The 12,874-nt window shown below is 72.3% G+C and carries 10 protein-coding genes and 1 pseudogene; 4 read left to right on the top strand and 7 right to left on the bottom strand.

The window, feature by feature from the left end:
• Positions 1-8: 8 nt before the first annotated feature.
• From BMY61_RS45315 to BMY61_RS27555, 3 genes are read right to left on the bottom strand one after another with little or no spacing between them, the layout of a single operon-like run.
• Positions 9-563: a hypothetical protein gene (locus BMY61_RS45315; protein ID WP_042451537.1), complete on the bottom strand. Its 555-nt coding sequence runs from the start codon at positions 561-563 to the stop codon at positions 9-11.
• A 26-nt stretch (positions 564-589) separates the two neighbouring features.
• Positions 590-1,390 carry an alpha/beta hydrolase gene (locus BMY61_RS45310; protein WP_042451539.1) on the bottom strand — a complete coding sequence of 267 codons (801 nt, stop codon included), beginning with the start codon at positions 1,388-1,390 and terminating at the stop codon, positions 590-592.
• Positions 1,387-2,169 carry an alpha/beta hydrolase gene (locus BMY61_RS27555; RefSeq protein WP_143094542.1) on the bottom strand — a complete coding sequence of 261 codons (783 nt, stop codon included), beginning with the start codon at positions 2,167-2,169 and terminating at the stop codon, positions 1,387-1,389. The genes BMY61_RS45310 and BMY61_RS27555 overlap by 4 nt, the downstream gene beginning before the upstream one ends.
• 83 nt (positions 2,170-2,252) lie before the next feature.
• Here BMY61_RS27555 and BMY61_RS27550 point away from each other — a divergent pair, with 83 nt between their 5' ends.
• Positions 2,253-3,233: an ArsR/SmtB family transcription factor gene (locus BMY61_RS27550; RefSeq protein ID WP_042451540.1), complete on the top strand. Its 981-nt coding sequence runs from the start codon at positions 2,253-2,255 to the stop codon at positions 3,231-3,233.
• A gap of 91 nt (positions 3,234-3,324) precedes the next feature.
• On the opposite strand, the gene BMY61_RS27545 is transcribed toward BMY61_RS27550, so the two are convergent.
• Entirely contained in the window at positions 3,325-4,557 is a 1,233-nt protein-coding gene (locus BMY61_RS27545; protein ID WP_075004090.1) for a S53 family peptidase, read from the bottom strand.
• A 370-nt stretch (positions 4,558-4,927) separates the two neighbouring features.
• The gene (locus BMY61_RS27540; protein ID WP_161791221.1) at positions 4,928-6,391 is read right to left on the bottom strand and encodes a recombinase family protein; all 1,464 of its coding nucleotides are present in this window, start codon (positions 6,389-6,391) and stop codon (positions 4,928-4,930) included.
• 281 nt (positions 6,392-6,672) lie between these two features.
• Between BMY61_RS27540 and BMY61_RS27535 the strand changes: the two genes are divergently transcribed.
• The gene (locus BMY61_RS27535; RefSeq protein WP_042444982.1) at positions 6,673-7,392 is read left to right on the top strand and encodes a G1 family glutamic endopeptidase; all 720 of its coding nucleotides are present in this window, start codon (positions 6,673-6,675) and stop codon (positions 7,390-7,392) included.
• Between the two features lie 75 nt (positions 7,393-7,467).
• Positions 7,468-7,632 (top strand): annotated as a pseudogene (locus BMY61_RS47935) (helix-turn-helix domain-containing protein); the annotation flags it as partial.
• A 109-nt stretch (positions 7,633-7,741) separates the two neighbouring features.
• Here the strand turns inward: BMY61_RS47935 and BMY61_RS27530 are convergent.
• Both BMY61_RS27530 and BMY61_RS46510 read right to left on the bottom strand, forming a co-directional pair.
• On the bottom strand, positions 7,742-8,020 hold the full coding sequence (locus tag BMY61_RS27530) for a DUF7336 domain-containing protein (protein WP_042444984.1): 279 nt from the start codon (positions 8,018-8,020) through the stop codon (positions 7,742-7,744).
• 49 nt (positions 8,021-8,069) lie between these two features.
• Entirely contained in the window at positions 8,070-8,570 is a 501-nt protein-coding gene (locus BMY61_RS46510; protein ID WP_052438531.1) for a hypothetical protein, read from the bottom strand.
• Positions 8,571-8,817: 247 nt separating this feature from the next.
• On the opposite strand from BMY61_RS46510, the gene BMY61_RS27520 reads away from it, so the two are divergent.
• Complete coding sequence (locus BMY61_RS27520; protein ID WP_075004089.1) at positions 8,818-12,840, top strand: glycoside hydrolase family 3 C-terminal domain-containing protein; 4,023 nt, start codon at positions 8,818-8,820, stop codon at positions 12,838-12,840.
• Positions 12,841-12,874: the final 34 nt, after the last annotated feature.

Raw genomic sequence — 12,874 nt, 5'->3', positions numbered from 1 at the left:
GGCCACGCTCAGCCGGTCAGGGCGCCGATCAGGATCGACGTCCACCACGCCGCCTGCGAGACCAGCGCCGCCGCGCCTGCCCGCCACAGCAGCGGCGCGGGCAACTCCCGCCACCCCGAGAGGCGTTCGACGTCCGGAACACCGCTGCGCAGCGCCTGCGCGAGCACCCCGTTGACGGCGGCGACCAGGGCGGCGACGAGGTTGGCGTCGGTCCACCCGCTGGCGAAGTCCGGCCGCAATGCGATCCCGGACAGGGCGAGCCCCACGAAGCCGGTCCAGATCAGCCGTTCGGCCCGCGCGGAGAACGCGAGCAGCGCGCCGACCCGGGCTCGACCGGCCAGCACGGCCAGCCCGAGCCCGTCCACGGCCAGCACCGCCCCGAACCCGAGGGTGAGACTGACCAGGTGCACGCCGAGCGCAACCTCTCGCACCCCGAACCCGGGATGCGTGTGCACCGAGGCCAGGATGACGGCGTACCAGCCCAGGCAGACGGCGGCGATCCGCCACAGGGTCTGCTGGCGGCGGTCGGCGGGACGGGCCTGAAGATGACTGGCAGCACTCACGGGAGGAGATATTAGCTTAGGCTTACCTAACTTCTCTGCCCGGGCCCCGGCACCCGTGCCAGGAACGCGTCCACCGCCGTCAACGAGGCCTTGGCCGTGGGCCCGGCGAGCAGGTCCACCCCGTGGGCATCCCCGGGCACGCTGACCAGCCGGACCGTGCCCGGCCTGGCCTCGGCACGGAACGTCTCGGCCGCCGCAGCCGATCCGTAGCCGTCGTTCACCGCGGTGAGCAGCAGCAACGGACAAGGCAGCTCGGGGACGTAGGGGGCCACGACGACGTCCGGCGCGAGCGTCTGCTCGGCGGAGAGCGAGACCACCCCGGCGACCGCCGGCCGCAGTCCGGCCGCCGCGACGATGGATGTCTTCGCTCCCTTCGACGCGCCCATGAGCACCACCGGGCCCGCGCCGCCGCCGCGGACCGCCGCGACCACGGCCCGCAACTCGTCCACGGGCGGCTCACCCGCGTAGTCCCAGAGCACCACGCGGTAGCCCTCCCCGGTGAGCCGCCGGACCAACGGCAGCCACGCGCACAGGAAGCGGTCGCTCTGGTTGGACAGCACCACGGTGCGCGGCCCCGTCCCGAGCACCGCCACGGGGATCACCGAGGACTGCGGGCCGCGCACCGTGATCGTCGCGATCGGGACACCCGGACCGACGGCCCCCGGCATGACGCATCCGTCGAGCGCGTCGGAGGCCGCCGACACCGACACCGGTGGTGAGCTCGGCGACGACGCCGTGCCGGAGGCGGCGCAGGAGGCGAGGAGCGCGGTGCCGGCCAGCACGGTCAGCGCCGACAGGGCAGCGGCGGCACGTCCATGAAGCGTCATCGAAGGCTCCTGGCGAGGAAGGCGGCGAGGGCGGTGCGCAGCGACCGGGGCGCCGGGTCGGTGAGCAGGTCCCAGCCGTGGCCGGAGCCGGGCGGCAGGACCGTCAGCGAGCGGAGCGGAGCGGGGGTGCCGAGCGCGGCGAGCAGGCGGCGCAGGTCGGGGACGGCCACGAAGGGGTCGTCCTGGGCGACCGCCGTCCAGACCGGCAGGCGCACCGCGGAGGCGACATGCAGGGGACGGTCCAGCTCGTCCGGGGAGAGCGCGGCGACGGCGCGCAGGCCGGGGAAGGGACGCGCGGCGAAGGAGAGCGCCTCGGCGCCGCCGGCCGAGGCCCCGAGGAGCGCCTCGCGGGTGGCACCGGCGCGGCGCAGCGCCGCGAGGGCGGCGGCCACGTCGGCGTCGGGGTCGCCGCCCGAGGCCGGGCAGTCGCTCTCCCCCTGGCACCGACCGTCGAAGAGCAGCACCCGGTAGCCGAGTCCGGCCAGCACCCCGGCGTACGGAAGCCAGCCGCACTTGCCCCGGCCGCCCGACTCCGGGACGAGCACGACACCCCGCGGACCGCTCCCGGCCTCCAGTGCCGCGAGCCGCACCCCGTCGGCCGTGCGCAAAGTGAGCGCGCGCACCGCCGCCGCGCCGGGCGACGCCGTCGCGCCGCAAGGAAGCCGTGAAGCGGTCGGCGCCCTGGGCGTCGAGCCGACCGTCCCCGCCGCGCACCCGAAGAGCAGCACGACGCACCCCGCGAGCGCACAACGGGCAAGGGAGGAAAGCTTGGTGGACATGGACCGAGACTGGCGCGGCCGCCACCGCAGCGGCGATAGTTTTGGACGGAGCCGAAACCTCGGACACGGGACGGTGGCGTGCGGTGCTGAGACTGCGTCTGACCGCGGACGACCTGGCCCGGACCCGCTTCGCGCCACAGCCCGCGCCGCTGGTCGAGTTGAAGCTCTCGCTGATGATGCTGCGACGCACCGACAGCGACGCCTTCTTCGGTCGGTGGCGCCGCGGTCTGCACCGGACCCTGCCCGCGACCACGCGCCCGCTGTGGGACCTCGTCTCCGGCCACCTCGGCCCGCCGTTCCTGGACCCGGTCAGCACCGGGCTGGACGAGGGCCTGCAGGAGGTGCGCGCCACGCCGCCGGAGCTCGTCCGAGCGGGCGTGGAGCGGGTCCGCGCCGACCGCGGGATCGCGCCCCCGCCGTGGGTGCGCGGGCTGCTGGACGGGGACGAGCGGGCGTGGCGCCTGCTGTGCCGGGCGTTGGGCGACGCCTACGAGACGGTGCTCGCCCGGGGGTGGCCGACGACGGCCACCTGGCATCGCGCGGAGTTCTCGCGTTACGCGCTCACCTCGGCCGAGCACGGTGTCGCCGCCGCGCTGCTCGCGCTGGTGCCGGGGTCACGCTTCGTCGAGGGCGCCTGGGAGTGCCCCGCCACCTACCGCCGGGAGGTGCACGCCGAGGGCCGGGGCGTGATCCTGCTGCCGACCTTCCACTGGACCGCCGTGCCGCTGGTCGCGGACCTGCCGGGACGGCCGGTCCTGTTCGTCTATCCGGCGGGCCCCGGGCTGCCGGTCTCTGCCGCGGAGCCGGGCGGGGACACCCTGGCGCCGGTCCTGGGCACCACCAGGGCACGCGCACTGCGACTGCTGGGCGAGCCGCTCAGCACCAGCACGATGGCACGCGGGCTCGGGATCAGCATCGGCTCGGCGTCCGTGCACGCGACCGCGCTGCGCGCGGCCGGCCTGGTCAGCTCCGTCCGCGACGGCCGTGAAGTGCTGCACGCCCGCACACCGTTGGGCTCCCTGCTGGCCGGCCACGACACACCCGACCAGGAGCCGACGGGCTGACCTGGCGTCATGGCGGCAACGCCGAAAGGGCGGACGAGCCGCGGGTGGGGCCGCGGTCCGTCCGCCCCGGGGTTCACCGAGGGATGGGGAGTCAGCCCGCAGTGAAGGCCGTCAGGCCGTTCGGGGTGCCGAGGCCCGTCGGACCGTCGTAACCGACCCCCGCGGTGCAGAGGTAGGCCGGGTCGCAGCTGCCGTTGCTGCCGCTGGTGACGTCGTTGAGCGCCGAGGTGTGCTGGTAGGGGTACTGCGCGGGGTAGTCGCTGCTGCCGGGGGTACCGGCGTCGGCGTAGACGGCGGCGATGATGGGCGAGGAGGCGCTGGTGCCGCCGTAGACCTGCCAGCCGGAAGCGCCGTAGCTGTCGTAGACGGCGACGCCGGTGGCCGGGTCGGCGACGGCGGAGACGTCGGCGACGGTGCGGTTGGAGCAGCCGGTGTCGGTCTGCCAGCTGGGCTTGGGGTCGTAGGCGGAGCAGCCGGAGCCGGTGCCCTCGGTGCTGGAGGTGGACCAGACGCTCTCGCTCCACCCGCGGCTGCTGGAGTCCTTGGTGAGCGAGGTGCCGCCGACGGCGGTGACGTACTGCGAGGACGCCGGGTACTCGGCACCGTAGGCGGAGTCGCCGGCCGAGACGGTGACCGCGACGCCCGGGTGGTTGAAGTAACTGTCGTCGGAGGTGAGGTCGCTGGAGTCCTCGGAGCCGCCGTAGCTGTTGGAGACGTACTTGGCGCCCAGCGAGACGGCCTCGTTGACGGCGGTGCCCAGGTCGCTCATGTTCGCGGAGGACGCCTCGACCAGGATGATGTTGGCGTTGGGAGCGACGGCGGAGACCATGTCGAGGTCGAGGGAGATCTCCCCCGCCCAACCCGAGTCGGCGCTCGGGTAGTTGGTGCCGCCGGTCTGGTCGACCTTCTGGAAGCAGCCGTTGGCGGTGGTGCAGGCCGGCAGGCCGTACTGGCTGCGGTAGGTGGCGAGGTCGGCCTCGGCGTTCGGGTCGTCCTGCGCGTCCACGATCGCGACGGTCTGCCCCGCGCCGCCGTTGGCGGGGAGGGCGTAGGCGCTGAGCAGGTCGGTGGGGCCGTACCCCGACGGCGTCGCGTTCGGTGTGATCGCGTTCGCGGTCAGGGCGTGCGGCTCGACGACGTCGGTCCGCGCGAGTGCCAGGCAGGACATCGTCCCCGTGTGCGCCGGGGCGGCGCACAGGTGCTTGACGTGGACGGTCTGGGCGGCGGCGATCGCCGGGGTGGCGGCGGTCATCGCGCCGATCAGTGCTCCGGCCGCCAGTGCGGCGGCAGCGACACGGGGTCGCGACAGGTGGGCGGTGCCCATGGGGATCCTGGGTCCTCTCTTGGTCAACACCCGTCGGCCGGTGGGCCGGTGGGCGACTGCGGAAGGGAACGCAGTGGACGGAGGAGCATGGCCGCGCCCGTGCAGTGTTGTGGGCATGCCAACGCAATCCCCGCACTTCGCCACAGACCGGCGCGAAGCGGAGCGGGGACGGCATGTCACCACAAGGTGGGGTGTGCTTGCAGCAAACAGAGAAGCAGTGGGGCCGACGGCGCGTCAATGAGCGCTCAGAGGATTTTCAGAGGAAGGAGCCCTCCGGTTCGTTACCGCGACGTAAATCCCGCTGCTGAGGGCAGGTCGGAGCCACCCGGCCCCACTCGCGGAACTTCTTGGCCGCGTGAGCGTCGGTCAGTCACCAGGCGTTGGGCACGATCTCGACACGACCGGGATCGAACACGCTGCGGGGACCCACGACCGGACCGATACGGATCCGCGCGATCAGGAAGCGGCGCACCTCGCTGCGCCGGGCCAGGGAGATCCGCCGCCAACCGGCGCTCGCACGGCGACCGGTCACCAGGTCCTCCAGCGCGTCCCCGGCCCGGATCACCACCGAGCGGTTGACCTCCCGGATGCTCGCGACCAGCCGCGCCACCTCCGCGGCGGGCGGGTCCGCCATGGCCCGGAGTCGCGCCAACTGCCGCTGGTCGGCAGCACGGCGGCTTGCGGCCTCCTCGTCCAGGACGGCGACGGTCGGCGGGCGTCCGGGACGGCCCGCATCGTCGGGATCCCATCGCTCCAGACGCCGGACGACCCGGAGGTCCACCAACTCCTCCAGCCGGTCCGCGGCGACGTGCCGCGAGCAACGGTCGGCTCCGACCAGGTTGTTGCCGGTGCAGGCGTACGTCGCGAATCCGTCCACCATCGACCCGACCATGCCGCGCCCGCAGCGGGCGCACTGCACCAGGCCCGTCAGCGGGTAGTACCGGCTCTCGGGCCGCCGGCGGGAAGCGGTGGCGGAGTGCTCGGCCTGGGCCCGCCGCAGCGCCCGGGCCGCCTCCCAGATCTCCACGGCGACACAGGGCTTCCAGTCCCCGAACGCGTAGGAGCCGTCGGCCGCGCGCGCCGCCTGCCCGCGCACCACACGCAACCCCGCGTACCGCGGCGCGTCGACGATCCGTGCCACGCCGGTGGCGGACCACGAAGTGCCGTAGGCCGTCTCGGCCTGCAGCAGGTTCAGCTCCGCGGCGATGCCGGTGAGCGAGCGCCCCTCGATGAACCACCGGAAGATCTGCTCGACGACCGAGGCTTCGAACGGGATCAGGTCGTACGTCCCGGCGACGTAGCCGTAGGCGCGCCGCCCTCCCCCGTGCGGGCGCCCCGCACCGGCGATCTCGGCATCACGGGATCGGCGCCGGGCGGCGGCTGCCTCCCGGTTGCGGCACTCTCGCTCGGTCCGGTCGGCCAGGCAGCGGCGGACGCTCGCATCATCGAGATCCCAGGCCCCGGTGGGGTCGAGCAGCCGCAGACCACGACGCTCGGCCAACGTCAGCAACTGCGCGAAGTCCCACGGGTGATGGCGCTGCAGCTCGGGCGCGTCGAAGAGCACGAGCGCACCGACGCCCTCGTGCTCGACCGCGGCGAGCAGGGCCTGCCAGGTGGGACGCAGGCCCTCGCGCGACCACGCGGTCGAGAGCGGATCGACGAAGACCCGCCGCGCGGCGAGACGCACCCCGTGCTCCTCGGCCGTCAGCCGGCCGGCGGCTTCCCGCTGGTCGACACCCAGCTGATCCGGGGAGCGACGGTGCGCCACCCGGCAGTAGAGCGCGCCCTCCCGGGACGACGACGCGTCAGGACCGAGCAGGACGTGGTTCCGCACCTGTGCCACCCCCGTTCTCGCACCGCTCCCGGCGCTCCGAGCGGAGGAACCGATCGTTCCTCTGAGTTTCTTCTGAGTCAAGCTCTGAGGGTTGACTCCACAGCAGAAACACAGTTGACGCGGAGTTTGCACCACGCGCCGGGGTGGAAGTGGCCCCCGGCTGAACACTTCACAGCGCACGCCCTCTTGTTAGGTGACATGACAATCGGCAGACTCTGCACCGCCGCCCACACGGCGGCAGGCGTACGAGCCTCCTGATCGTCACTCACGAAGGAGCCAGCATGCGCAAATTCCTGATACGTGCCGCCACCCTGGCGGCGGCGGCAAGCCTCGCCGCCCCCGTCGCACCGGTCACCGCGGCGGCCGCTCAGGGACTCGCGTTCCGCCCCCTGCACCACTTCAACCTCAACGGCTACAACTGGGGCGGCTACGCCGCCACGGGTAGCGGCTTCACCTCGGTCTCGGCCACCTGGACCGAGCCGAAGGCGACGTGCAACTCCACCAACGACCTGTACGCCCCCTGGGTCGGCATCGACGGCTACGGCACCTCGACGGTGGAGCAGACCGGCGTCGCGACCGACTGCTCCAGCGGCAGCCCCGTGGACCAGGCCTGGTACGAGATGTACCCGGCGAACCCCGTCTACCTCAGCCTCAGCACCTACCCGGTGTCGACCGGCGACGTGATCACCGCCTCGGTGACCTACGCCGGCAGCCGCAGCTACAAGCTGACGCTGCACAACACCACGCGGAACTGGACGTACACCACGACCAAGTCCCTGAGCGCGAGCCGCGCCAGCGCGGAGGTCATCATCGAGTCGCCGACCGGCTCCTACCCCAACTTCGGGACGCTGAGCTTCAGTTCGGCGACGGTCAACGGCAAGTCGCTCGGCTCGTTCAGCCCGTCCGCGCTGGACCCGAGCTCGGGCGGCGTCACCGAGGCCCACACGAGCGCGCTCGGCTCCAGCGGCACCAGCTTCACGGACACCTTCCTGCACGAGTAGTGGCGCGAACGCGTTCCGGCGGCACCCTTCCGGCCCGCTCGGAAGGGTGCCGCCGACCTCGCCGTCCCGCAGACGCTGCACCAGATCGTGCGCCGGGGCAGCACCAGTTCGGTGCGGTTCCCGCGCGCGATGATGCTGCCGGCCTCGGCCGGCGGGAACTGGTTCCCGGTGATCGCCCAGCTGATGCAGGCCGACGAGGACACGATCCGCGACGTGATCCACCGGTTCAACGAGATCGGCTGGCTTGTCCGGACCCTATCCGCAGCGAACAGGGCCTGCGCTGGGGAGGGCGGAAGCTCACCGAAGCAGCGTGAAACGCCTGCCTCAGCAGCGGCGCTCACCTGCAGACCTAGAGCGGCACTCGGACGAAGCCCTCGTTCCAGTGGTCCTCATCGAGGTCGTACTCTCCGATCTGGAAGCAGTCTGGCTCGTCGGCGAAGCCCGGTAGAAGGCGCGCGCGATGCAGCCGCTCTTCGGCCGCGGCCTCAGAGGAGTAGATGCCCAGCAGCTTGACGTCGTCCCCATCCTGCTCGTCGATGAACACCCCCCCATCGTCGAGGTGAATCGTCTCGTCGTCGGGGCCGGCTTCGTTCTGGTGGCTGACGTGCCAGAGGGGATAGACCTTCACGGGCGCAGGCTACCCCGGGCCCGACCGGTGAACGTTCCCGATCGGAGCACTAGCGTGCTGTTTCCGGGTCCTGTTGCTGCTGCTTCCCCCCGCCCCCGACGTTCACGTTCAGACCGGACAGGGCGGAGGCGGTGCCTCCTCCGCCACCGGAGTTGTGCCCGCCGGAGCCGCCGCCACCGGAGCCGCCGCCACCGGAGCCGCCGCTCGACCCTCCGCCGGATCCGGACGAGTTGCCCAGTGCGGCGAGGACCACCACCACGACGAGCAACGCCGCAGCGCCCATCACCAGCCCGCCGACCAGCGCCGCGGCCGGGACGGCCAGCAGCAGCGTCACCTTCCGCCGGACGAAGGGCCGCGCCAACAGCACCGAGCCCACCACGAACAGTGCGGTGCCGGCCGCCAGCAGCGCGATCCCCGCTCTGGCATGCAAGGACTCGTGCCACGCGAGGCGCACGGTAGCCACCGTGATCAGCCCGCCCACATCCTCGTGCTTGACCTTCGTCGCCACGTAGGCGAGCGGCCCTCCGATGCCCGCGAACTGCAGGGCCAATCCGCCGGCAACCCATCGAGCCCGGTGGGCGACAGGCCCCAAACTCCCGCTGCGAACCGCAGTGTCTCCCCCGTTGTCCATGCCCGAAAGCCTAGGGAACACGCTCCGTCCCGGGAACCCCGGGGCGGGCGACTCCGCGCGAAACCTTGACATGTCCGAGCCGCTGGCTTACACCTCTCCTTCGAGAGAGCGCTCTCTTGGAACTCGGGACCCCGCAAATCACCTGTCAGGAAGGGTTTGTGATGCCATGAGGGCTCCTCTCGCGCGCCCAGGTGCACGCGGCCGATCAGGATCGACCCGCCACCGGCCCACGCTCAGGGCGCTGCTCGCCCTCGTGGGCCTGCTCGCGCTGTCGCTCGTCGGGGCGCACACCTCCGCCTACGCCGCCGGCAGCGCGCCGTTCGGCGGCACGGCAGCCGCCGTGCCCGGCACGGTCCAGGCGGCCAACTACGACACCGGCGGCCCGAACGTCGCCTACGACGTCACCGCCGCCAACGGCACCGCCAACAACTACCGCACCGACGGCGTCGATCTCGAGACGACCGCCGACACCACCGACACCACACCGCCCGGCGGCGCCTACGACATGGGCTGGGAGACGCCCGGCCAGTGGTTCAAGTACACCGTCGACGTCGCCACCGCCGGCAGCTACAGCGTCGCCTTCCGGGTGTCGTCGCCCTACGGGATCACCGACGCGCTGCACCTCGCCGACGCCTCCGGCACGAACCTCACCGGCCCGGTCGCTGTCCCCAACACCGGCGGCTACGAGACCTGGACGACGGTCACCGCCACCCTCACCCTCCCGGCCGGACAGCAGACACTCACCCTCGACCAGGACTCCAACGGCTGGAACTTCCACGCCATGGCGTTCACCCAGGGCTCCGGCGGAGGCGGCGGCGGCTCGTCCGGCAGCGCACCGTTCGGCGGCACGGCGGCCGCCGTGCCCGGCACGGTCCAGGCCGCGAACTACGACACCGGCGGAGCGAACGTCGCCTACGACGTCACCGCCGCCAACGGCACCGCCAACAACTACCGCACCGACGGCGTGGACCTGGAGACCACCGCCGACACCAGCGACACCGCCCCGCCCGGCGGCGCCTACGACATGGGCTGGGAGACGCCCGGCCAGTGGTTCAAGTACACCGTCAACGTCGCCACCGCCGGTACGTACACCGCGAGTTTCCGGGTGTCCTCGCCCTACGCGATCACGGACGCGCTGCACCTCGCCAACGCCTCCGGCACGAACCTCACCGGCCCGGTCGCCGTCCCCGACACCGGCGGCTACCAGACCTGGACCACCGTCACCGCCACCCTCACCCTCCCCGCCGGACAGCAGACACTCACCCTCGACCAGGACTCCAACGGCTGGAACTTCCACTTCATGGCCTTCACCCAAGGAGGCAGCAGCGGAGGCGGAGGCGGCAGCGGAGGCGGCGGGCCGACCGAGTACTGCGGCACCCAGGACCTGGCCCTGGACCAGCCCACCACCGCCTCGTCCACCCAGGACGCCACCGACTACCCCGCCGCCGACGCCACCGACGGCAACCCCGGCACCCGCTGGTCCAGCGCGGCCAGTGACCCGCAGTGGCTGGAGGTCGACCTCGGCTCCCCGCAGCAGATCTGCAGCGTGGGCCTGCTGTGGGAGGCCGCGTACGGCAAGGCCTTCCAGATCCAGGTGTCCGACGACGGCTCGACCTGGAACACGATCTACTCCACCACGACCGGCACCGGCGGGAGTCAGACCATCCCCGCCTCCGTGACCGACCGCTACGTCCGCATGGACGGCACGGCGCGCGGAACACAGTTCGGCTACTCCCTGTTCGAGCTCGACGTCTACGGCCTGACCACCGTCGCGCCGGTCACCGGCGGCAACGGCAACGGCGGCAACGGCGTGTGCCCGTGGGTCGGCTCCACCGCGCCGGTCGCCCAGCGGGTGCAGCAGGTGCTGAACACGATGGACCAGTCCGAGGAGGTCACCCTCGCCTCGGGCGACGGCAGCACGACCTACATCGGCCAGGTCGGCGGCATCCCCAATCTCTGCATCCCGCCGTTGAACATGGAGGACGGGCCGTCCGGGGTCGGCGACGGCAACGGCGGTGTGACCGCGTTCCCCGACGGCGAGAACGCCGCCGCGACCTGGGACCGGGCCCTGATCCAGCAGGAGGGCGCGGCGAAGGGCGCCGAGTTCGCGGGCAAGGGCGTCAACATCTCCCTCGGCCCGACCACCAACCTGGTGCGGGACCCACGCTGGGGCCGTACCTACGAGACCTACGGAGAGGACCCCTACCTGGCCGGCCAGATCACCTCGGCCGAGGTGAACGGCCTGCAGGGCCAGGGCGTGATGGCGGACGTCAAGCACGTCGCCGCCTACGACCAGGAGCAGTACCCGAACGGCCAGAACAACGAGACGGTGGGTCAGCAGGCGCTGGAGGAGCTGTACCTGGCTCCGTTCCGCACCGCCGTCGCCGGGTCCGCGCCGGCCTCGATGATGTGCTCCTACGCCGTGGTCAACGGCGCGCCGTCCTGCGCCAACGCCGCAATGCTCGAGCGCGGCCTCGACGAGCAGGCGGACTACGGCGGGTTCGTCGTGTCCGACTGGGGCGCTGCCGGGAACGCGGTGGCGGACGCCGAGGGCGGGATGGACATCGCGATGCCGTTCTCGGACTCGAGCGACGTCTCCGCCGCCTTGACGGCCGGCACGTTGAACCAGGCGACGCTGAACTCCGTGGTCGCCCGGATCCTGACGCAGATGTTCGCGTTCGGGCTCTTCGACAACCCGGCGAGCGGCTCGCTGTCGGCGACCGTCACCACCGCGGCGCACCAGCAGACCGCGCTGCAGCTCGGTGAGGAAGGCACCGTGATGCTGAAGAACAACGGCCTGCTGCCGCTCAACCCCAACGGCAACGAGTCGGTCGCGGTGCTCGGCACGGACGGCGGCGCGGCCGTCGAGATCGCCGGGGGCGGCAGCGGCGGGGTCGACAGCACGAACGCGGTGTGGCCGCTGACGGGCATCCAGAAGGCGGTCGGACCCAACGTCAAGGTCACCTACACACCGGGCGACGACAACGGCACCACCGACATCCCGCAGGCGGTCGCGGCGGCGCAGGCCGCGACGGACGCGGTGGTCTACGTCAGCGCGCCGGAGGGCGAGGAGTCCGATCTCACCACGCTCGACCTGTCCAGCGCGGACGAGACGATGATCGCGGACGTGGCCGCGGTGAACCCGAACACGATCGTGGTGATCAACAGCGGTTCTCCGGTGACCATGCCGTGGCTGGGCTCGGTGGCCGGGGTGTTCGAGAACTGGTACGGCGGGCAGGAGACGGGGGCGGCCGTCGCGGCGCTGCTGTTCGGCACCGTGAACCCCTCGGGCAAACTGCCGGTGACGTTCCCGAGCAGCCTCGGCCAGGTCCCGGCGCAGACGACCGCGCAGTGGCCGGGCACCGCCACCGGCACGGTGTACAGCGAGGGGGTCGACATCGGGTACCGGTGGTACCAGTCCCAGAACATCACCCCGGCGTTCCCGTTCGGCTTCGGGTTGTCCTACACGACCTTCGCCTTCTCCAACCTCTCCGTGGGCGGGTTCGACGCGGACGGGAGGGCCACGGTGACCGCGACGGTCACCAACACCGGTTCGGTGGCGGGCGCGGACGTGGCGCAGATGTACGTCGGTGACCCGGCCGCCGGGCAGGACCCGCCGGAGCAGTTGCGGGGCTTCCAGCGGGTCATGCTCAACCCGGGGCAGAGCACGACCGTCAGCTTCCCGCTGGCCGTCCACGACCTGGCGTCGTGGTCGTCGGCGGACAACCAGTGGGAGGCCCAGGCCGGCACGTACTCGATCAAGGTCGGGGACTCGTCCGCGAGCCTTCCGATGTCCGGCACGACGAGCCTGGCCCACACACTGACCGGCCAGGTCGCCGCGGGCGCCTCCTACGCCGGGGTCTCCCTGGCGAACACCGCCGTCAGCGCGAACGTGACGCCGAACTCGGGCGTTCCGGGCGCGGAGACGGTGGGCGTGGTCAACCCGTTCGGGTACAGCAGCCCGAAGGGGGCGGCGGTCTCGTTCCCGATGCAGGCCGTGGACTCGGCCGGCACGCAGGCGGCCCTCACGTTCACCGCGACCGGGCTGCCGCCGGGGATCACCATCGCGTCGAACGGCACCGTCTCGGGCAGCGGCAGCACGCTGGGCACCTACACGGTGACCGTGACGGCGACGGATGCGGAAGGAGCCTCGGGGTCGGCCACCTTCGTCTGGTCGGTGGTGCAATGACCACCGCACCGGCGGCGCCGTAGCGGCGTCGGCG

It is taken from the genome of Streptacidiphilus jiangxiensis, from assembly GCF_900109465.1.
In the GTDB taxonomy this organism is placed as follows: Bacteria; Actinomycetota; Actinomycetes; order Streptomycetales; family Streptomycetaceae; genus Streptacidiphilus; species Streptacidiphilus jiangxiensis.
Note: the sequence above shows the minus strand (reverse complement) of the source record. Positions and strands in the feature narration are given on the sequence as shown.